Annotated in this window: 16 protein-coding genes and 1 pseudogene; 7 read left to right on the top strand and 10 right to left on the bottom strand. The window is 41.6% G+C overall.

The annotated features are described in order from the left end of the window. Positions 1–53 precede the first annotated feature (53 nt). From FJ709_RS08770 to FJ709_RS08740, 7 genes are all read right to left on the bottom strand, one after another. Complete coding sequence (locus tag FJ709_RS08770) at positions 54–1,859, bottom strand: acyl-CoA dehydrogenase (RefSeq protein WP_226415545.1); 1,806 nt, start codon at positions 1,857–1,859, stop codon at positions 54–56. A gap of 121 nt (positions 1,860–1,980) precedes the next feature. Continuing rightward, the gene (locus FJ709_RS08765; protein WP_226415543.1) at positions 1,981–2,742 is read right to left on the bottom strand and encodes an SDR family NAD(P)-dependent oxidoreductase; all 762 of its coding nucleotides are present in this window, start codon (positions 2,740–2,742) and stop codon (positions 1,981–1,983) included. Positions 2,743–2,804: 62 nt separating this feature from the next. Further along, on the bottom strand, positions 2,805–3,845 hold the full coding sequence (locus FJ709_RS08760) for a phosphotransferase family protein (RefSeq protein WP_226415540.1): 1,041 nt from the start codon (positions 3,843–3,845) through the stop codon (positions 2,805–2,807). A 96-nt stretch (positions 3,846–3,941) separates the two neighbouring features. Continuing rightward, entirely contained in the window at positions 3,942–5,153 is a 1,212-nt protein-coding gene (locus FJ709_RS08755; protein ID WP_226415538.1) for an acyl-CoA dehydrogenase family protein, read from the bottom strand. Positions 5,154–5,227: 74 nt separating this feature from the next. Further along, positions 5,228–6,352 (bottom strand): NADH:flavin oxidoreductase, encoded by a 1,125-nt coding sequence (locus FJ709_RS08750; protein WP_226415536.1) that lies wholly within the window; start codon positions 6,350–6,352, stop codon positions 5,228–5,230. 100 nt (positions 6,353–6,452) lie between these two features. Continuing rightward, a complete protein-coding gene (locus tag FJ709_RS08745) occupies positions 6,453–7,223 on the bottom strand; it encodes an SDR family oxidoreductase (protein WP_124014821.1) in 771 nt (256 codons plus the stop codon). 190 nt (positions 7,224–7,413) lie between these two features. Next, positions 7,414–8,148, bottom strand: coding sequence for a histidine phosphatase family protein (locus FJ709_RS08740; protein ID WP_226415534.1), 735 nt, complete (start codon positions 8,146–8,148; stop codon positions 7,414–7,416). Between the two features lie 287 nt (positions 8,149–8,435). On the opposite strand from FJ709_RS08740, the gene FJ709_RS08735 reads away from it, so the two are divergent. The 4 genes and pseudogenes from FJ709_RS08735 to FJ709_RS08720 all read left to right on the top strand — a co-directional run bounded on the left by FJ709_RS08735 (position 8,436) and on the right by FJ709_RS08720 (position 12,419). Continuing rightward, a complete protein-coding gene (locus FJ709_RS08735; protein ID WP_226415532.1) occupies positions 8,436–9,347 on the top strand; it encodes a LysR family transcriptional regulator in 912 nt (303 codons plus the stop codon). Positions 9,348–9,556: 209 nt separating this feature from the next. Continuing rightward, positions 9,557–9,790: pseudogene (gene aspA, locus FJ709_RS19675) on the top strand (aspartate ammonia-lyase); the annotation flags it as partial. 520 nt (positions 9,791–10,310) lie between these two features. Then, positions 10,311–11,285 carry a DUF1852 domain-containing protein gene (locus FJ709_RS08725; protein ID WP_226415530.1) on the top strand — a complete coding sequence of 325 codons (975 nt, stop codon included), beginning with the start codon at positions 10,311–10,313 and terminating at the stop codon, positions 11,283–11,285. Between the two features lie 81 nt (positions 11,286–11,366). Further along, positions 11,367–12,419, top strand: a complete 1,053-nt coding sequence (locus tag FJ709_RS08720; RefSeq protein ID WP_226415528.1) for a methionine synthase — start codon at positions 11,367–11,369, stop codon at positions 12,417–12,419. 236 nt (positions 12,420–12,655) lie between these two features. On the opposite strand, the gene FJ709_RS08715 is transcribed toward FJ709_RS08720, so the two are convergent. Both FJ709_RS08715 and aguA read right to left on the bottom strand, forming a co-directional pair. Next, positions 12,656–14,362 (bottom strand): amidase, encoded by a 1,707-nt coding sequence (locus FJ709_RS08715; protein ID WP_226415526.1) that lies wholly within the window; start codon positions 14,360–14,362, stop codon positions 12,656–12,658. A 114-nt stretch (positions 14,363–14,476) separates the two neighbouring features. Further along, complete coding sequence (aguA, locus tag FJ709_RS08710; protein WP_226415524.1) at positions 14,477–15,583, bottom strand: agmatine deiminase; 1,107 nt, start codon at positions 15,581–15,583, stop codon at positions 14,477–14,479. A 1,198-nt stretch (positions 15,584–16,781) separates the two neighbouring features. Between aguA and FJ709_RS08705 the strand changes: the two genes are divergently transcribed. Both FJ709_RS08705 and FJ709_RS08700 read left to right on the top strand, forming a co-directional pair. Further along, positions 16,782–17,765, top strand: a complete 984-nt coding sequence (locus tag FJ709_RS08705) for a hypothetical protein (RefSeq protein ID WP_226415522.1) — start codon at positions 16,782–16,784, stop codon at positions 17,763–17,765. A gap of 469 nt (positions 17,766–18,234) precedes the next feature. Then, the gene (locus tag FJ709_RS08700) at positions 18,235–19,611 is read left to right on the top strand and encodes a lyase family protein (RefSeq protein WP_226415520.1); all 1,377 of its coding nucleotides are present in this window, start codon (positions 18,235–18,237) and stop codon (positions 19,609–19,611) included. 475 nt (positions 19,612–20,086) lie between these two features. Here FJ709_RS08700 and FJ709_RS08695 read toward each other — a convergent pair whose 3' ends face one another. Then, entirely contained in the window at positions 20,087–20,872 is a 786-nt protein-coding gene (locus FJ709_RS08695) for a PRC-barrel domain-containing protein (protein WP_226415517.1), read from the bottom strand. A 171-nt stretch (positions 20,873–21,043) separates the two neighbouring features. Here FJ709_RS08695 and FJ709_RS08690 point away from each other — a divergent pair, with 171 nt between their 5' ends. Next, positions 21,044–21,229, top strand: coding sequence for a hypothetical protein (locus FJ709_RS08690; protein ID WP_226415514.1), 186 nt, complete (start codon positions 21,044–21,046; stop codon positions 21,227–21,229). Positions 21,230–21,661 lie beyond the last annotated feature (432 nt).

Here is a 21,661-nt window from a genome sequence, read left to right as displayed (position 1 = left end):
AGATTAGACCAATAAGCCTAACCGCATTTTAAGCCGGTTTAATTCACATTGAATCAGAACCAATCAGGCTTCATATCAAAGCAAGTGCTATCTGTGGTAATGAGTAGGTTTGACCAAACGTTAATTTCAGGTAATTCAAAGCGATAAAAATACTGACACGCTAGCAATTTACCTTGATAAAAATCCATATCAGCTTGATGCGGTTGTTCAGCTATCGCTTTAGTGGCGACAATACTTTGCTTGAGCCACAACCAGGCAATAATAACATGACCAAACAAATCTAAATATTTAACCGAATTGGCCAGAGCGAGATCAATATTCTTAGTCGACATTGCCGCTAACACTGCTTCGGTTGTGGTACTTAAGGTATCAACTGCTTGGGTTAATTGGCTAGAAAACTCTTGTAAACTCGGATAGTGTTTTGCCTCATCAATGGTGATGACCATTTCAGCTAAGGTCGCCTTATAACCTTGTAAGTTATTCATCGGTACTTTGCGGGTGATCAAATCTAATGATTGAATCCCAGTGGTACCTTCATGAATGGGGTTTAAGCGATTATCACGATAGAACATTTCAACCGGATGCTCGTTAATATAACCGTGACCGCCCATCACTTGAATCGCCAGTGAATTAGCTTTGGGGCCATATTCTGACGGCCAGGTTTTAATAATAGGGGTTAAAAAATCCAACAATATATGGGCATATTGGCGTTGCTCGGCTGTGACAGCAGTACGTTCATCATCACTTAATTGAGTGCCATATAGCACTAAAGCCATCGCACCTTCCGCATAGGCTTTTTGGGCTAACAGCATGCGTTTTACATCAGCATGCTCAATAATATTCACCATAGGTGATTGTGGATCTTTACACGAGGGTAATCGACCTTGGGGGCGGTTTTTGGCGTAATCGACTGAATATTGATATCCCGCTACCGCCAAAACTGCGCCACTGGTGCCAACCATAATGCGGGCTTCGTTCATCATGTGAAACATATACTTTAAGCCACAATGTTCTTCACCGACTAAATAGCCAATGGAGCCTTGTTTTTCACCAAAACTCAGTGCTGTTGACGTTTGCGCACGACCACCCATTTTATGAAACAAACCTGCCAGAGCTACGTCATTGTCTGCACCAATGCTGCCATCGTCATTGAGTAAAAACTTAGGTACCACAAATAACGAAATGCCTTTAACACCTTTAGGTGCTCCTTGAATTCGAGCCAATACTAAATGAACGATGTTGTCGCTTAAATCGTGATCGCCACCGGAAATATAGATTTTATTGCCCGTAATCCGATATGTACCATCATCGGCTTTTACCGCTTTGGTAATTAAATCACCTAAAGCAGATCCACTACCGGGCTCTGTCATGGCCATGGTGCCCATAAATCGGCCTTCACGCATAGGTTTAACCCAGGTTTCAATCAACTCAGCATTGCCATGGGCTTGCAGTAAATTGGCATTCGCCGTGGTCAACATGTTGTACCCCATGCCAACACCACCGGCAACACTGAGATACGCCCCTGCTGCACTGGCAATTATTGGCGGCAGTTGCATACCACCTAACTCATAATCTGCTGTTGCAGCGCCAATGCCCGACTCGTTTACTGCGTCGATGGCGGTTTTAAGTTCTGGGATAATGTGTACTTTTTTGCCATCAAAAGTAGGCTGATGGGTATCGAGCTTTTGACGAATTGGAAGAAAATATTTTTCTGCAATTGTTTTGGCAGTATTGACCACCTCATTAAACGTTTGGCGATCATGATCTTGATAGCGATCTCTGCTGGTTAATGCTTCACTATCAAACAGTTCATACAGCATGAATTCTAGGTCACGTTGATTCATTAACGTCGCAGGCATAATATTCTCTTCTTATTGTGTTTTCTTCTAGAACGTGTAAATGACGTAGCGAACGACTCAGCATATGTTTACGCTAACTGCACGAGCAACCGCGTCAATGATACTGACTGCAAAGCGCAACTTAATAGGCTGATACGCCACCGTCGACCGCAATACATTGGCCTGTCATATAGGTATTGGCAGGAGATAACATCATCAGCATCACGGCAACGATCTCTTTCGGCTCACCTAAACGGTTCATTGGCGCGCCGAGGGCCATTTTCTTTTGTTTTTCTTCATCAGCAAAATTCGTCACCATAGGCGTAAGGGTAAAGAATGGGCATATTGCATTGATGCGAATATTGTTACGACCGTATTCAACCGCGCCAGTTTTGGTTAAGCCAATTACCGCATGTTTAGCCATTGAATACGCGCTGCCTCTGGCTGCGCCGCCAAGACCAGCCATCGAACTGACATTGAGAATGACGCCCTCGCCTTGTTTTAGCATTTGCTGTATCTGATGGCGCATACCAAATTGTACACCTTTAACATTAACCGCAAATTGGCTGTCCATAATCGCTTCATCTATAAGATGAAGCGGCATAAACTCATGGGCAATACCGGCATTATTAACCCCAATATCGACTCGACCAAAATGCTCAATCGCACTATCAACCATGGCTTTGCATGACGCCTCTTTGGACACATCACATTGCATAGCAATAACCTCGGCGCCGCGAGAGGCAATATCATCCGCCACCTTACGTACACCTGCTTCATTAATGTCGCTAATCACTAACTTAGCGCCGCGTTTGGCTAATTCTTGTGCCAGTAACTGACCAAAGCCTTGAGCGGCGCCGGTGATAACGGCAACCTTGCCGGTAAAGTCTAATAATGGATCCATGCAAGTCACTCCTGTAATTGAGGGTCTTTTTGATGTTGTTTTATCATATGGCTGATCTGATGTTATTGTTTAGCCTCACAAGCAATGACGTCTAAGGCCATTTTGGCTAGAGGCTCAACAAACGATCCCACTTTATTAGCGTGTTCATTGGAGGCATTACCTTCCGTAGCTCGCTTCGCGACACCTTGTGCGATCGCTGCTAAGCGGAAGAAACTGAAAGCCAGATAAAAACCCCAGTGCTCAATCTGTTCAAAACCCATGCGTTGACAATATTGCGCGACATATTCCTCTTCAGACGGAATCCCTAAGCTGGCGCGGTCGATATCTTTTAAACCATCAATGCTGCCCATACCTGCTGGCATACGCAGTTGCATACATTGGTATGCTAAATCAGCAAAGGGATGGCCTAAGGTCGATAACTCCCAATCCAGTAAAGCAATAATCTCTGGTGAATCTTTGGCAAACATCATGTTGTCTAAGCGAAAGTCACCGTGTACTAAGCAAACACGACCATCATCACTGGGTAGATTATCTTTAAGCCAGTCAATTAATACATCCATCGCAGCAATATTGTGTAATTCTGTGGCACGATATTGTGATGTCCAACGACCGAGTTGACGTTCAAAGTAATTGCCCGCTTTACCATAATCAACTAACCCGACGGCATCAACATCGACACTGTGCAGCGCTACCAAGACTTTATTCATCGCGTCATACATAGCTGAGCGTCGATCATTACTGTCTATTTCGGCTAATGATGCACTCCAATACACAGTGCCATCGCAAAATTGCATAATATAAAACATTGAACCAATAACGCTGCTGTCTTGACACAGATGAAATACTTTTGCCACTGGTACATCACTGTCTTTTAGCGCATGTAATACCCGATATTCACGATCGACTGCATGGGCTGATTTTAATAATTTGCCAGGCGGTTGACGACGCAACACATACACACCTGTTGGCGAGGTCACTTTGTAAGTGGGATTGGATTGACCACCTGAAAATTTTTCTAAGGTGATTGGCCCTGTAAAGTCGGCGACATGCTGCTCTAAATAAGCGCTAAGTTGTTCATTATCAATGGGGAATACTTGTGACATTTAGCAATACTCTCGTTGTTTGATGGATTTAGCTTGGCTGAGAAAAAGTACGATTACGCCTTGAAACGCTTGTTGCGTTTCACCCTAAACATTTATTTACCCAGCTATCTTTTTTACTAAATCACGACCCAGCTGCATCATATGAACTTGATCTGGGCCATCCGCTAAACGCAACGTTCTCTGGCCAGCCCAGGCATGCGCTAAGAAAGTATCTTGACTGACACCTACTGCGCCATGGCATTGAATCGCGCGGTCGATCACATCAAGAGACATACTTGGGGCAACAATTTTAATCATAGCGATCAATTCTTTAGCTGCTTTATTGCCTTCAGCATCCATTTTCTGGGCTGCTTTTAAGGTCATTAAACGAGCTTGTTCAATTTGGCAGGCTGATTTGGCTATATCTTCGCGAACCGACTGCTGTTTGATCATGGGTTGACCAAATACAATACGCTCGCCAACGCGTTTGCACATTAAATCAAGCGCGCGCTGAGCAATACCGATTGAACGCATGCAGTGATGAATGCGCCCAGGGCCAAGACGTCCTTGGGCAATTTCAAAACCTTTGCCTTCGCCAGCTATAATATTTTCCAGCGGCACACGCACATTGGTAAACGTTACCTCAGCATGGCCTTCTGGTGAATCATCATAGCCGAACACTTTCATCGGTCTTACCATGGTGACACCAGGGGTGTTCATCGGCACAAGCACTTGAGATTGCTGAATATAACGGTTGCTATTTTCAGCATCTGTTTTACCCATCACGATCATGATTTCACACTGTTTGCGACATGCGCCGCTAATGTAAAATTTGCGGCCATTAATCACGTATTCATTGCCATCACGCACTATGCTCAGTTCAATATTAGTGGCATCGCTTGAGGCGACTTCAGGTTCTGTCATCGCAAAAGCGGAGCGTATTTTTCCGTCCAGTAAGGGCTCTAACCATTGTTTCTTTTGTGCATCATTACCATATTTGGCCAGTACTTCCATGTTGCCGGTATCGGGTGCCGCGCAGTTGAATACTTCTGACGCCCACATGACTTTGCCCATAATTTCGGCCAACGGGGCATATTCTAAATTGGTTAATCCAGCACTGTATTTACCGTAGGCAACCGGTAGAAACAAATTCCATAAACCTTCAGCTTTGGCTTTGGCTTTAAGTTGTTCCATTAACGGCGGCGTTGACCATGGTTCGAGCTGAACTTGCTTATGCATTTCTTCTTCGACAGGAAATACATGTAAATCCATAAAGTCGTTGACTCGCTTGATTAATCCTTGAACTTTTTCGCTGTATTCAAAATTCATTACTGTATCCTTTTACCCGGTAATAACTGCGTTAATCGTTGTGGTAATGAGCGTCGACCCACTGACTCAAGCGATTAACTTAACGACATTAATGACTTCTTATTAAACGGTTTAATCTCATCAATAGCGTTGTGCTGGATTTTTTTAACCCACTGAGGATCAACTAAAAGCGCCCGCCCAATGGCAACTAAATCAAATTCATCATTGTTTAAGCGCACTAATAACTCATCAATACCGGTTGGATTTGAAGTACCCGACAAATCAGCATTACCCTCACCGATAAAATCAGCATCTAGGCCGACATTACCCACAGTAATCACCGGCTTGTTAGTTAATTTTTTAGTCCAACCAGCAAGCCCAAGATCTGAACCAGCAAATTCTGCAACCCAAAAACGACGAGTACTGGCATGGAAAATATCAACGCCAGCATCACTTAATAAACCTAAAAATGTATCAAGTTCTTCAGGTGTTTGGCACAACTTGGCGTTATAATCTTGTTGTTTCCACTGCGAAAAACGGAAGATAATGGTAAAGTCATCACCCACAGCAGCGCGGATGGCATTAACGATTTCAACACCAAAACGGGTGCGATTTTCTAATGAGCCACCGTATTTATCGGTGCGTTTATTGGTCCCTTCCCAGAAAAACTGATCGACTAAGTAGCCATGAGCACCATGCACCTCGATGGCATCAAAACCGATGTTTTTAGCATCAAGCGCGGCTTGAGCAAATGATGCAACAACGGCGTCTATATCGTCTTGGGTCATGGCAACGCCATTTGCAGCACCAGGCTTATACAAACCAGAAGGACTATAAGCTGGTGACTCTTTTTGTGGACCTATACCTGACTTTCTTACCGAACCCACATGCCAAAGTTGGGGTGCAATTTTGCCGCCAGCGGCATGCACTTCATCAACAACATGCTTCCAACCAGCTAATGCTTGGTCACCATAAATAGCTGGCACATTCTCGTACCCATTAGCCCCTTCATGGGAGATAAATGTCCCTTCGGTGATAATCAGGCCTACATCGCCTTCGGCGCGTCTACGGTAATATGCAGCTACCTCATCATTAGGGATATAATTAGGCGAAAATGCTCGAGTCATTGGCGCCATCACGGTCTTATTTTTAAGTGACAATGATGCTGTGACAAAGGGTTCAAATAATCTATTTACACTGGTGTTTTTGTCGCTATTCATGTTTGCTTCCTAGCGTTAATTGATGCTTTATTTTTATGTTGTTTATCTTATTCAGATGGCTTAAGCATTTGCTATTGGAGCCAGCTTGAGTATTAAGCAGTTAACCAATCAAATAACCACCATCAACATTAATCGCTGTACCTGTGGTATAGCTTGATGCATTAGAGACTAAATATAATACAGTGCCGGCCATTTCATCAGGTTGTGCCACGCGCTTCATCGGTACGTGATGCATCATTTGCTTAAGAATGGCTGGATTATCAACTAAAGCAGAAGCGAATTTAGTGTCGGTACCACCGGGTAATAATGCGTTTACGCGGATATTAAATTGGGCACATTCTTTAGCAAAAGCTTGCGTCATTGAAATCACTGCCGCTTTAGTAATAGAGTAGATACCTTGGTAATCGCCCGGGATCACGCCATTAACTGACGCAACATTGACAATAGCGCCACCGCCACTGTCTTTCATTAATTGCGCGCCCTTAGTCGACATAAAGAAATACCCCCGAATATTCACATCAACCGTCTTTTGAAAGGCAATTAAATCAGTATCAATAATGTGACCAAAATAAGGATTTGCCGCCGCATTATTGACTAAAATATCCAGCTTGCCATGTTGCTGTTTGATTGCAGCAAAAATTGAGTCAATTTGATCTAACTCGCCAATATGACAGGCAATGGCTTGTGCACTGCCGCCTGCGGCAACAATTTCATCTACCACGGTTTGGCAGGCTTCAAGTTTTCGGCTTGATACAATCACATGAGCACCATACTGGGCTAATACTTTAGCAACACTTTCGCCAATACCACGACTGGCTCCGGTGACTAAAGCAACTTTCCCTGTTAAATCAAATAAATCGCCCTTGTTCATGTTATTTCCTTATTATTTTGGGTTAATCATTTTCGAGTTAATAGCTTCGAATTAATTGTATTCGGGTAAAATTGTTATATTGGTTTTGCTCGCTGAACTGAGCGAGTAAACACCGGCTGTTGATAGCGTCAGTCAATGTTTACGTTACTCCATTTGAATCTTATTTTTAAACGTGTAATGGCACTCGAGTTTACTTGTAGGTGATCCACTCATCACCAGCCTGCTCTAGATGGCTATAGTTATTAAAATAATCCACGCTCAGCATATTTTCTGAAAACAGCAATTTGGTCACGCTGGTATTTCTGGTTTGTTGATTAATTGCTAATGTTTGCTGATCGTTTAATTTTAATATGTGCTGGATGATCACTGAAATGGTACCGCCTGAGGTGAACACTAAAATGTCTTTAGACGGTTTAGGTTCATGGTTCACCGCACGTAACTGGCGTTTATGACTTAATTGCTGTTGAATAATATCTTGCAATGCGCGAATACAGCGTGCCTGAAACTGCGGCCAACTCTCTTTGTACTCATGATTGTTATTGCCTGAAATCCAGCGTTTAAGTGCTTGATAGAATTCTTTCTGCAGTGCCTTATTGGGCTCATCCAGTTGATTTAACGCTTCATTCATTTTGGCAAAGTTATGCCACAGGGGATTGTATTGCTGCAAAATCTCGACATGATCAAACTCGTTAAAACCAGAGTGGATAACTATAGGTGTGGTCTCACCTTGGTATCCATTAACAAAGTGAGTTAACGTTTGGCCATGACGCAGCAAGTCGCCGCAATAGCAATGACTCGGGACCCTCCTTGAACGCCAATACTCGCCCAACAATCTCGCCTGCTGGCTACCTTTGTTTGATAATTGATCGTAATCAGTGCTGCCAAAAGAGGCTTGCCCATGTCGAATCAAATAAATTGCTGCCATTTAGTGTCTCTGACTGAGTAAAAGATTGATGACTCAATAGGTAAACAATGAATCGTTGGTAACTTGAGTGTAATACCAGCCGTTTAATCTGCTGTGTCATATCGTTTATTTGCTTGTCATAACGGTCATTTTGTATGCATTTCGCACTGTATCGAATCTACTTGACTATGCTAATGCCAACATCTAAATTGAACAAATGAATAGTTCTAATACCCTACTATTTATAATTTAAATAGTATGCCATCTTAGGTGGTGTTAATGCACAGTAAGGGATCACTGGATGAAATATGAAAATTGATTTGAATTTGTTTGTGGTGTTTGATGCAATATATTGCGAAGGGAATATCACTAAAGCGGCATCGGTATTGAATCTATCCCAGCCAGCAGTGAGCCACTCGCTGGGTAAATTACGCACTCATTTTGATGATGCTTTATTTATCAGGCAAGGTAATGAAATGCGCCCGACTCCGGTGGCGAAGAATGTAATAGATGATGTGCGCGAAGCCTTACATCAATTACAAGTGTGCCTAGTGCAATCTAGACAGTTTGAACCATTAACCTCACGCAAAAGCTTTTCATTATCCTTGCATGGTTCCTTAGAACCTTACTATTTACCCATATTACAACAAAGCTTGTCGTTAGAGTCGCCAGCAATCAATTTAAGCAGTAATAAGCGAGTCAGACGCACAGAACTTGAAAACAAACTGGCCAGCGGCGACATTGATTTAGCCATTGATACCTTGATCCCTGTCAGCAACAATATTATGCATACGCAATTAGAGTTAGATCAACTGGTTGTTATTGCGCGTAAGAATCATCCTGCTATTTCAGACGCACTCGATTTAGATACTTATTTATGTCTAGAGCATGTATTGGTGTCATCTCGCTCAACCGGGCCTAGTTTGGAAGATTTTGAACTGTCACGTATCGGTTTACATCGAAAAATATCTCTGCGGTGTCAGCATGCGTTATCAGCGTGTAGAGTGATCTTAAATAATGACATGTTACTGACATTACCGAAAACGGCCGCTGCCATGTACGGTCAAATGCTTGATATCGCCATTTACCCCATGCCAGTTGAATTACCCGATATTGGGGTGCATTTATACTGGCATGTTAATGTCGACAAAGAGCCAGCGAATAAATGGCTCAGAAACAAAATGATTATTGCGGCAACAAATACAAGAATCACACCTTAATCGAAATCAATAATGGGTGAACAAACAACTACAACGATAATCCAATTGTGGTAAATAAAGCCTTCAGTCCGCATCGTTCCGCGGGCTTAAGTGATGACCATGTCAACATAGAAAAAAGCCATATTCCCGGGGATATCGCTATACCATTATCATTGTCACCCTAGCCTGACCATCAATAAAAAACTAACATTAACAATGCTTTATGATTGATTAATTCTAGCCCTATTGCCGAATTACAAAAAAGTTAGCTTAATGGCGTTGCAGCCAGGATCATCGATAATACCAGGTAAAGTTAATCACGTTATCCCTCAAGCGCTTGCCAAGATTGCCGCTGAAGTGATCGGTAATGAACTATCATCATCACAGCTCAGTCGGGTAATTTTCAATTAAAAGTCATGCTGCCAGTTATTGCTGACAAGTTTCTGTCTAGTATCGCTTTACTAATCCATGCCTACTAAGCCATAACAGACAAACAGCGCCAAGAGTAAAGGCCATCTTTGCGCGAACCGAATTTAAACACAACACACCATACCAGCTTAAACCGCGACTTGGTATGTTAGCGGGCATTACATAATAACTAATCATAAATAAATAATATAACTTATCATAACAATCAATTTGTTAGTTTAAATTTTAATAGCAATTACATTCTCAACAAACTAATTAATATCACTTACATCCAACTTGTGATCGAAAATATTTAAACAGCAAGTACATGAATACTACTCATGGTATGTGTGAAATAAATGCGCTTTTAATCATGTATCGATCCACGTATAAAACCTACTCTTCTATTCACTCAGGACAATATGAACTTTGATTCTTAATTAGGTCATTAGACAAAAAATGAAGAAAGAATGAGCTGTTTGCTGACTGTAAAAATCATAAAACCCCATTCGAAATGTCCACAAAGAGTACAAAATAAATTCAGGTTTTAAATTATAAATTGGATACTAGATCACCATGAATAAAGACTTTACCTTTACGATTAAAAGCATTTGTCTCGATGAAAATTATCATCCATCAGACAAAACCCGTATCACTACCAACTTTGCTAACTTAGCCAGAGGCAGCTATCGTCAGGCCAATTTACGCAACGCGTTGAAGATGATTGATAATAGTTTTAATGCCTTAGCCCATTGGGATAATCCGAAAGGCGATCGCTATACAGTAGAACTTGAAATTATTTCCGTTAATATGGACATTTCAGGCAGTGGTCAAGCCTTCCCTTCAATTGAAATTTTGAAAACCAATATTGTTGATAGCAAAACCAATAGGCGTATTGAAGGCATAGTCGGCAATAACTTTTCTTCTTATGTTCGCGACTATGACTTTAGCGTGTTACTGCCTGATCATAATAAGGATCAGGCCCAATTTAGCATCCCAGAAAACTTTGGCGAGCTGCATGGAAAGCTATTTAAGTATTTCGTTAATTCAACTACCTATAAGCAACATTTTACTAAGCCACCGGTTATCTGTCTCAGTGTTTCGGATAACAAGACCTATCATCGCACTGAAAACCAACACCCAGTATTAGGGGTTGAATACCAGCCGAATGAATCGTCATTAACTGAACAATACTTCCAAAAAATGGGCTTACAGGTTCGCTATTTTATGCCGCCAAATAGTGTAGCGCCGCTGGCTTTCTATTTCTTCGGTGATTTACTCAATGATTACACTCATCTTGAGCTGATAAGCACCATTAGCACAATGGGCACCTTTCAAAAAATCTATCGACCTGAGATTTATAATGCCAATGCCGTAGCAGGAAAATGCTATCAACCTAATTTGAAAAATCTGGATCACTCACTGACGCAAATTGTTTATGATCGGGCCGAACGTAGCCAACTAGCTAATCAACAGGGAAAATTTGCTGCAGAACACTTCATCAAACCATACCAAAAGGTACTTGAGCAATGGTCAGCTAATTATGTTTAATCGCTCTGTTTAATCATTACGTTCAATCTATAACTACAATCGTTACGTTAAAAATCAACCCAAATTTATGGCATCAATATTATGAAAACATTACTTAAACAAATGCTGTTACCCACTTCCACTGCTGGCAGTTTGCCTAAACCTTTATGGCTTGCTGAGCCTGAAACACTTTGGTCACCTTGGAAATTACAAGGTGAAGAGTTAATTGCGGGCAAACACGATGCTCTACGTTTGTCATTACAAGATCAACAGCAAGCAGGTATTGATATAGTCAGTGATGGCGAGCAAACGCGCCAACATTTTGTAACTACCTTTATTGAACACCTCAATGGCGTTGATTTTGAAAAACGTAAAACTGTTAAAATTCGTGACCGCTATGATGCCAGCGTTCCCACAGTTGTTGGTCCAGTGAGCCGTCAAAAGTCGGTTTTTGTTGAAGACGCCAAATTTTTACGTCAGCAGACCACGCAACCAATAAAATGGGCGCTACCTGGCCCTATGACAATGATAGATACACTTCATGATGATCATTATAAAAGTCGTGAAAAACTTGCCTGGGAATTTGCCATAATACTGAATCAAGAAGCCAAAGAATTAGAAGCTGCGGGTGTTGATATTATTCAATTTGACGAACCTGCATTTAACGTGTTTTTTGATGAGGTGAATGACTGGGGCATTGCGTGCTTAGAAAGAGCTATTGAAGGGCTAAAATGCGAAACTGCTGTGCATATTTGTTACGGTTATGGCATCAAAGCCAATACCGATTGGAAAAAAACCTTAGGCTCTGAGTGGCGCCAATATGAAGAGGCATTTCCGAAACTACAGCAATCGAATATCGATATTATTTCACTTGAATGTCACAACTCCCATGTGCCGATGGAACTACTTGAACTCATTCGCGGTAAGAAAGTCATGGTTGGCGCGATTGATGTAGCAAGCAATACCATAGAAACGCCAGAGGAAGTGGCAGATACTCTGCGAAAAGCACTTCAATTTGTCGATGCTGATAAGCTTTACCCTTGTACCAACTGCGGCATGACACCTTTAACGCATCAAGTAGCAAGAGCCAAACTCAATGCCTTAAGTGCAGGCGCAGCGATCGTTAGACAAGAACTCTTGGCCAACACGAATTAACTTTTTGTGTTTGTCCAGTAACAAACATTAACCCAAAAATCAATTAATTGACCCATTATTTAACCTTGCTACATAAGGTTTAAGAACTTGTAATTAATTACTGATGGCGATACTTGGTGATGATCATTTTGTTGATTTTTTAACAAAGATTTTTCGTTATAAATAACGGGATTGGTGCGTAAAACCAATCCCGTTATTTAATTATGATGCTTAAGCTTTGGTTCGGTGCTCAGTGCTTATTGACCAAGCGCTGGTGTGCATGGAGGAATAACACGCTTGTTGCCCGTCGCTTCAAATGCACTGGCAAACTTAAGCAGATTATTGTCGTCATAGGCACGGCCTGCAAAAGTTAAACCTACTGGCATACCAATATCGGCCATTACGCCCATAGGTACAGTTACCGTCGGTACACCTAAGTGACGAATAGCCAGATTACCGTTGGCAACCCAAACACCGTTGCTCCAAGCTATGTCGGCAGACGTAGGATTAAGGTGTGCATCAGCAGGACCCACATCAGCCACAGTTGGAAACAGCACAGCATCAAGTTTTAGCTCGTCCATCCAGTCTTCCAAGTCTAGCTTGCGCGTTTTCTCTAAGCCGCGCAAACCATCAGGAATACTGTCGATCTGGTTATACGACTTAAGCCCTCTTTTAGCCATGTTGACGTATTCATCCATGCCTGCGGCTAAATCGCCCTCACGATTTGGCAAGGTGCCTAAATCATGTGGGAAAATTAAATGGCCGTTAACGTCAGAAAGCTTATTTAATTTAGGATCATTATTGGCACGCAAGAATTCATCTAAAGCCCAACCCGATAGTGCCCATAACTCGTCTTCAAGAAACTCAGAGGTGACTATGCCGCGATTGAACACGGTCGGCGCACCAGGTCGGTCACCTTCGCAGTTGGAAACCAGCGGAAAATCCACTTCAATGACTTGTGCTCCAGCAGACTCAAGTGCTTTGCGCGCCGCTTCCCATAAGTCGATAACTGTCGCGCGGGTATTGATACGCTGACCGGTTGGTCCGCCAATACCTGGGTTTTCGCTGGTGCCAGCCAATTCATCTTTATTGATGTACATGCGCGGCACCCCAAAACGCTTGCCTTTAAGTGTGTCGGTTTGAGCAGCAAGATCCAAATAAGATTGTGGACGCACGCTTGATGCTTTGGGGATTTCAACCCAAGGTTGTAAACGCCATAAATCACCGCGGGTGATAGGGTCATCAGCCACGATGACATCAAGTACTTCGAGCATGTCTGCCATAGTACGAGTGTAAGGCACCACAACATCCATAGTCGGTGTCAACGGCCAGTTGCCGCGCACAGAGATTACACCACGAGATGGAGTATATGCACACAGGCCGTTGTTTGATGCAGGACCACGACCGCTCGACCATGTTTCTTCCGCCAGACCGAAAGCAGAATAGCTTGCCGCAGTGCCAGTACCGGCGCCATTGGACGAACCAGAAGCAAAAGGCGCGGTAAGGTAGTTTGCATTATATGGACTTTCTGCGCGACCATAGTGACCACGTTGCATACCACCATTGGCCATAGGCGGCATGTTGGTTTTGCCTAAGCAAATTGCACCCGCTTCGCGCAGACGTTCCACGGCAAAGGCATCATATTGAGCCACTAAATCCTTGAAGGCTGGGCTACCAGAAGCGGCAGTGAGTCCCTTAACAAGATAGCTGTCCTTAGTCGTATAAGGTATCCCATCAAGTGGGCTAAGTGCTTGACCACTAGCTCGACGTGCATCAGAAGCCTCAGCTTCCTTTATCGCATCTTGATTGCGAACCACTAACGCGTTTAGCTTGGTCTGTGTCGCTGGGCCGTCGTAAGCATCAACTCGAGCTAAATATGACTTAACCAGTTCAACCGATGTAGTTCGGCCCGACTCGAGAGCCTGTCGCAGCTCGGCAATAGAAATCTCAGTGACTTCGAACATGTTACAACCTCTTCTTGAAAGGCAATTGTGTGGAAGATCAATTGCTCTAAAAGATAAATATCATCAAAGACAGTGACTGAAAATTCACTGTCTTTTATTGGTCTTGATTTTTATTTACTGACCAGAGGGGATCTGTTGGGTAATACAATGAATATTACCCCCGCCTAATAAGATCTCCCGTGCAGGCACACCAACAATCTCATACTCAGGGAAAATGTCCTGTAATTTTTGAGCTGCAATATCGTCAGTTGCAGGATCAAGTAGTGGGAACACAATACGCTGGTTGGTCATTAGAAAGTTCACGTAAGAACCCGCTAAACGCTCACCCGCCGTGCGTGGTACACCAGTGCCCACTTCTACACCTTGCGCTTCTTCTTCAGTACAATACAACGGGCCCGGTTGTGGCATTAAATGAATTTTTAACTTACGACCTTGTGCATCAACAGCATTTTGTAACACATCTAAGGCCGCTTTTGAGCGAGGAAACTGCGGATCATTTTGATCATCAGTCCAATGCAAAATCACTTCACCTGGACGCGCAAAACAGCACATATTATCAATATGTCCATCGGTCTCATCCATGTAAACGCCATCTTCCAACCAGATAAACTGCTGTACATTTAAATACTCAGACAGTAATGCTTCTATCTGTTCACGGGTCAAATCTGGGTTGCGGTTGCTGTTAAGTAAACATTCAGCACTGGTCATGCAGGTGCCTTCACCATCGACATGAATTGAACCGCCTTCAAGAATAAGTGGCGCGCGATACCCCTCAAAACCATGTTGCGCGTTCATTTGCAGTGCAACTTGCTCGTCTTTATCCCATGGAGAGTACAAACCGCCGTTATGACCGCCCCAGGCATTAAAGCCCCAATCGATACCACGACATTCGCCCTTGGCATTCACCACGACAGTAGGGCCAGTATCGCGTGCCCAGCAATCATTGCTATCGATTTCAACCAAAGTAACGTGAGCAGGCATAACCGTCTTAGCTTGAGCTAAAAATGCCTTGGGTACACCCATATAAACAGGTGTAGCGGCACCAATGGCATCTGCCACCTTGGCAAAGGTGGCTTGAGCATAAGCTCCTGCACTGCGCCAGTTGTCAGGACGGTATGGCCAAAGCATCCACACAGCTTGCTGCGTCGCCCATTCGGCGGGCATATGAAAACCATCTTCAGATGGCTTAGTTGTTAACTGCGTGGTATTCACGTTTGTCATGAGTCTTGTCTCCAGTAATGCTGAAAAACGATAAGGGTAAGCGCCCTAAGATAGGACGACAGGAAAGAAATACACCTAGCATCATTCTAATAAAAATCGATTTACGGCACTCATCAGGCGGATAGTTAGGCCGAAATAGCCGCATCTTCACTAGGTGAGTTTTAGCTTTGTTAAAACATATTGCCATATCATATCATTTAAGGCTGCTTGCGCTAAAGGGTTGTATGTCTTCTAGTAAAGTAAATTTATGTGTTTTTTAACATGTCTGCATGCATCAATATTAACACTGATTAATGATTATACATTTAAGTGGGTTGATTCAATAAACAGGCCTAAATCTTGATCAATGGTTTCAAGATACTCCCAACAACAAGATGACGCACAATCGCGATTGAACGCTGCTTATAAGTAAGAATAGTGTTATGTCGGCAGATAAATTCGGGTATGACTAGTTAGGTACAATTTACGGCTAAGTTTTCTCTACAAGCAGGCAAAACTTTAGAAACAAACAGATGTAAAAAACTGTCTATTTTAAAGTAATAACACCCAAATTCAGATAATCGTGCCTTTGCTGTAGAGCTACCAACACCTACTATCATTTTCTCAACTGACAGATCCAATTAGGTGATTTCAGTAATCTGGATTCAATAGCCAAAAAATGACTCATAAGCTAAATTAAACACAGCTAAAAAACTTGATATCAATCTAGTGAAATATGGTTTTTTATGATTAATAATATTATTTAATTATCTATATTTATCCACTTTAATATCATTTCAAGTAAATAATTAGAATTATTACGACTGCAAGGCTACCGGAAGGTTATCAGAAGGTTTTAAATATTATTTAATGTATATTTATTATCGTAAGCAATAACTGATTAAAATTATTATATGCCAGTTCAGATATAAGCAATATTTGTAAATAAAACAATGAAGTAAAATCATTAAGATAATTAATAATTTATCTATAAGTTAAGCGCTAATTATCTTAAAAGTATTATTTCAGTACAAATGATAAGTTACTAATTTTAATGACATAACAGTTAAAAGCAAAGCCGGTATAGCTTATTTATATATTTCAGCAGATAACTATCAGCTTTTACACGGGCGTTAACCAACAGAATACCCTTAGGAAGGTGTAAGCCAATATTGGCAACATATTGATAGTAAATAAAACCACAAAAAGGAATTTTAAAATGTCAACATCATTACATAGCTTAAAAAGTTCTTTCAGATCTGTATATCCTGAATACGCTAAATTATTAGACAGTGCAAAATCGCAAGCTGAGATTAAAAAACTTCAGAGTCAGTTTTTGAAAGAGGCACAATATAATTTAGCAAAAGCTCTAAATAAAACACCAGAACAGCTTTTAGCTGCAGATCAAACAGCACCTATTGCATTAACTCAAAAGCAATATGAAAATCTAATAAATGCCACAGGTAATGTGATAGAGCAGCAATTACACGTTATCTTGGATGGAACCTCCAGATTAAAAAGCATGGAAAAGGATGATCCTGCAACAGTAACAGCTCAAATTGTAATTTCAGGCTTAGTTGCCTTAGGTGGAATAGCTTATAAAGCCGCTGGAACAGAATTAGTTGCTGGTGCTGTGGAAGCTGCTGCTGCATATGCAGGGGTTGAAGTCGCAACAGTAGGCGCAGTGTGTGCTATTGCGGCAATTGTCATTGTGGCAATACTGATCCCAATTATTTACTTTATGGAAAAGCCTGCAAACTGCATTGTTTTATTAATAAACGAACTTGACGATGAGTTAGCATTTAAGTCAGATGCAAATGTGCACGGTAAGCCAATGCTAATGACGACACCGATACCTCAAGCCGTCGTTATTCCCGGAGTAAGAACTGTTGCTACAGCAGGTTTTATTGCGACCGAGAAAAGAGAAGATGCTTTAGTGGGCACTCAGTATGGTTTCACCTTTTCATATAAAAATATTGATCTGACTTTTGGGGTTGAATGTCCTTTAACAGGAATATACGTGGATAACAATTGTTACTGCGGTATCGGGATCAGCCCCAATGATGCAGCTGAAAAAACAGACTCTACTAACAAACAAAGTTATACAACATCGAAAGATGGAATAACCCTTTCTATAACATGTAATTCTGGTTCTGGTTCAATAGCATATTACGTTGCTAGAGCATATAAAACTCCAGCATAGTAATGTTCAATTCACTCGAGTACTAGCTCAGATTTGAGCTGACAGTTATCCATTTTATATGGTGCTCGTCAGCTTAGATTTGAGCTAAATGAACTCAGGCTAAATGCTTTTTAAGCACAAGATACTTTACCCACCCTTTATCTAAAGTCAGTATTTCTGCTTTGCGTTTAATGAATGGATGATTAATGTACAAGATGATCGTTACCTCTAAATTTTATAAAAAGCTCGACATCTTTATCAAACAGGTCTCTTTATCAAGTTGAATGTCAGATCAAGTCGAGACTAATACAATTGACGCCAAATCAATCAAAGCTGTAATACCAAAAAGATTTGCCATTATTTTTAAGCTGTTTCAATAATTGCATAAAATGGTTCGTTGCTGGTCTCGCTATAAACATTTGCGGGCACTTCCTGCTAAGCTTAGTGAATACACTAACCAATCCCAATCAAAAATAGAGTCGAAAACCTTATGAGTAAGATGCGTATAGAGTATGACAGTATGGGGAAAGTTGAGGTGACAGATGATGTTTATTATCAAGCACAAACTCAACGTGCACGAGATAACTTTCAGTTTTCGAAGCGACGCTTTCCGACGCCAGCGATAATCGCCCTTCTAGATATAAAGTCAGCTGCAGCAAAGGCTAATAGTCAACTCGGTTTGCTTGATAGCGCTATGGCCAATGCAATTCAACAAGCCACTACCACCAGTAAGAAGCTTGATTTTTCGCAGCATTTTCCGATTGATTTGTTCCAAACAGGTTCTGGCACCAGTTCTAATATGAATGTTAATGAAGTCATTGCCAGCCTCGCTAGCAACATTTTGCAGGCAAAAGTTCACCCTAATGATCATATCAATATGGGGCAAAGCAGTAACGATGTGGTGCCCGCCTGCATTCATATCAGTACGGTTAGGCAATTAAAGGGCTTGTTGTATCCATCGATTAAGGGCTTGAGTGACAAATTAGCAACTTTGGCCGATGAGTATTCAAATACAGTAAAAACCGGTCGCACCCATTTAATGGACGCCATGCCCATTACACTTGGGCAAGAACTGCAATGCTGGCAACAACAGCTAAACAGCGCTCAAGCTAAAATTCAGTACGTTGAGCAGAGCCTGCATCATTTACCATTGGGCGGAACTGCGGTTGGTACTGGCGTTAATTGTGACCCAGGTTTTGCCGCACTTGCATGTGATTATTTGCAACAGCAAGATCAGATCCCCTGGCAAGCGGCGGCAATCCCTGCATTGTATATGAGTAGCCAAGATCACACCTTAGCCATGGCTTCTGCGCTCAAAGGGTTAGCGGTTACCTTATTGAAAATCGCCAATGACTTACGCTGGATGAACTCTGGCCCTGTGGCAGGATTACAAGAAATTAGTTTAACGGCGTTGCAACCGGGCTCATCGATAATGCCTGGTAAGGTTAATCCCGTGATCCCAGAAGCCGTAGCCATGATTGCTGCTGAGGTTATCGGCAATGAAACAACCATCACCATCGCGGCGCAATCGGGTAATTTTCAGTTAAATGTGATGTTACCACTGATTGCCGACAAGCTACTTTCCAGTATTGATTTATTAACCCATGCCTGCCAGGCCATGACCGACAAAGTGTTTGCCGAGTTTGAACCTAATGTTGATCACTTGACCCAGGCATTGGAGAAAAACCCCATTCTGGCTACCGCACTTAATTCAGTGGTGGGTTACGATATGGCCGCAAAAATTGCTAAACGTGCTGATAAAGAACATAAATCAGTATTAGTAATTGCACTTGAAGAAACCGATTTGGACAAAGATAAACTTAAAGCAATACTCGACCCATTGAATCTGGCAAAGCCTTTTGAATAGCATTGTGCCTGACGATAAGCGCCTGTATTAACCTATATTAGATCGATTGATTGACTAATGTTTGCGTCATAATCCTTTCCACCTTAAACAAGATTGCATCAGACTCTTAGGTTAAGATAGCTTGCTGTAATAAAAATAAACCCTCGAGTTCAAAGTGCTATTTTCAGCTCAAAAAAAAGCCTTGTCATTCGACAAGGCTTTTTCGTTGAATCATGCAAAGGGATAGTTTGTTTGTAATAAAGAGGAAACCAAACTCTCGAATTGAAAAGTTAACACAACTTTTAAACTTATTTGGTTACAGTGACTTTAAGAATAAAAACTGCAGTGACTCACTGGGATTGACCATATTTGCATCTTGAAATAAAGCCCATTATTTCAATATAAAAATATAAAAATAGATAACTTTACGCCAAGCACCTTTTAAATGATTAGCGTAAACATGGCAGTCAAAGATCACAAAAAGAGGTAATAATGTTTATTCATCATCACGATCATAATGAGCTTGAAGACTTTGCTCATGTTCAAGATTGAAAGGCTCTGAGGGATCAAAAGTAGGTGCGTTTTTCACTTGCTTCTGCGTCATATCAACATAAATTTTAGAGGTAGGCCAACTCACCTCTTTAATCCATTTGGGGGCAATTAAAACAAGATGGCCCAGCCACCAATTACTGGTGTTAATAATCAAATAACGAATTTCCCAAGTGTCGATATCTATTAACATACCTTGCAAATGGCCCAACTCACCGTCTATGGCATCAAGGTGATAATCCGTCACGGCATCACTACTGCGCAGATGATGATCATTATCCCGCGATAGTGCAGCGTCGACGTCTGCGAAATTGTCTGGAGAATCTAAGTCATCTGTCTTTGGCGCTACGCTGTAATAACCAGGTGCTATCATGTTAGGACTGGGATAACTTCCCCAAATACCTGTGTTATCCCAATAATGTGAGTAACCATAATATCGCATGTATTCTACTTCATACTGCCTAGAAACCGGTTTTTCACTATCAATGTCAGGGCAACTTTTAACCTGCTCCCTTGAAATTGTGACAGTGAGCGTCTGTTCCTCCTTATTTAACTCTTTGATTGATATAGGCGAAAGCAATATCTTTTTGCTAAATAACCAAGATCCAGTTTCGACCACCAGATATCTGATCACCCACTGTTTATCATCAAAATAAAAATCTTTGGTCAACCCAATATCTCCATCCGATGCATGAATGGCTAAATTTTTTAGATCATTTAGTGTATGTAACATGATGTATTTTCTCCAGATTATAGATAGAAACAATAAGTCATTGTTTTGCTAATAGAGTGAATATCTATTAGCTTGCACCAAATTTCTGATTCAATCTGTTCGGTGTCGCACCGAAGGAGCGTCAATACTAGCCTAATCTAGATCTATCTATAAATGTTAAGGTGAACTAGCATGGCTGAAATAGAAAAAGTAGAGTTAGCGGCCCATCGCAGCGATATTATCGAAGATGTAAACAATTTGATTGAAAAATATCGCGCTATTTTTGGCTGGGATGTGCCCGATATCGATGAAAACCTGGCAAACAGGTTAATTTTAAATGAAGTTCGGCAGGCGATTGATGATATTCAAAATGAATAAATGGCAAATCTCTGTTAAAAAATTCAATGTATGCGTTTGGATAGACTATAAAATCAGATACTAAGTACACCTTGCATCAGACTGCACATTAACTCAATGCATACAACCTTAGCTAACGCCGGCGGCAAAAGCTAAATCTCTAGTTGCCGTTAGAAAAAAGGCCTTTAAAATCACTTTGCTGCTCCACCTTTTTATACCACTCATTTTGATAAAACCACTGCCTTAATTGCTCACTTAATGCCTAAAAGTAATGGCTATAGGTTGTTATTCAGTCTCTTTGCAATGAGTGAATCGCAGCGATCCAAAAGTCTTGCTTTACTGTCTATCCTTCCCACTAAAGACCCTGTCGATGGGCAATGTATACAACACAAGATGCAATACCTTTTAATCGAAAATAATGGTCCCACTCGCCTGCTGTGATAGCTACTGACG

The sequence above is a fragment of the Shewanella glacialimarina genome, from assembly GCF_020511155.1.
Classification (GTDB): Bacteria; Pseudomonadota; Gammaproteobacteria; order Enterobacterales; family Shewanellaceae; genus Shewanella; species Shewanella glacialimarina.
This window is presented reverse-complemented; position numbering and strand designations above follow the sequence as displayed.

Bases quoted from the DNA above. Each gene is read 5' to 3' on its own strand.
- FJ709_RS08770 (WP_226415545.1), bottom strand. From the start codon at position 1,859: ATGCCTGCGACGTTAATGAATCAACGTGACCTAGAATTCATGCTGTAT.
- FJ709_RS08765 (WP_226415543.1), bottom strand. From the start codon at position 2,742: ATGGATCCATTATTAGACTTTACCGGCAAGGTTGCCGTTATCACCGGC.
- FJ709_RS08760 (WP_226415540.1), bottom strand. From the start codon at position 3,845: ATGTCACAAGTATTCCCCATTGATAATGAACAACTTAGCGCTTATTTA.
- FJ709_RS08755 (WP_226415538.1), bottom strand. From the start codon at position 5,153: ATGAATTTTGAATACAGCGAAAAAGTTCAAGGATTAATCAAGCGAGTC.
- FJ709_RS08750 (WP_226415536.1), bottom strand. From the start codon at position 6,352: ATGAATAGCGACAAAAACACCAGTGTAAATAGATTATTTGAACCCTTT.
- FJ709_RS08745 (WP_124014821.1), bottom strand. From the start codon at position 7,223: ATGAACAAGGGCGATTTATTTGATTTAACAGGGAAAGTTGCTTTAGTC.
- FJ709_RS08740 (WP_226415534.1), bottom strand. From the start codon at position 8,148: ATGGCAGCAATTTATTTGATTCGACATGGGCAAGCCTCTTTTGGCAGC.
- FJ709_RS08735 (WP_226415532.1), top strand. From the start codon at position 8,436: ATGAAAATTGATTTGAATTTGTTTGTGGTGTTTGATGCAATATATTGC.
- FJ709_RS08725 (WP_226415530.1), top strand. From the start codon at position 10,311: ATGAATAAAGACTTTACCTTTACGATTAAAAGCATTTGTCTCGATGAA.
- FJ709_RS08720 (WP_226415528.1), top strand. From the start codon at position 11,367: ATGAAAACATTACTTAAACAAATGCTGTTACCCACTTCCACTGCTGGC.
- FJ709_RS08715 (WP_226415526.1), bottom strand. From the start codon at position 14,362: ATGTTCGAAGTCACTGAGATTTCTATTGCCGAGCTGCGACAGGCTCTC.
- aguA (WP_226415524.1), bottom strand. From the start codon at position 15,583: ATGACAAACGTGAATACCACGCAGTTAACAACTAAGCCATCTGAAGAT.
- FJ709_RS08705 (WP_226415522.1), top strand. From the start codon at position 16,782: ATGTCAACATCATTACATAGCTTAAAAAGTTCTTTCAGATCTGTATAT.
- FJ709_RS08700 (WP_226415520.1), top strand. From the start codon at position 18,235: ATGAGTAAGATGCGTATAGAGTATGACAGTATGGGGAAAGTTGAGGTG.
- FJ709_RS08695 (WP_226415517.1), bottom strand. From the start codon at position 20,872: ATGTTACATACACTAAATGATCTAAAAAATTTAGCCATTCATGCATCG.
- FJ709_RS08690 (WP_226415514.1), top strand. From the start codon at position 21,044: ATGGCTGAAATAGAAAAAGTAGAGTTAGCGGCCCATCGCAGCGATATT.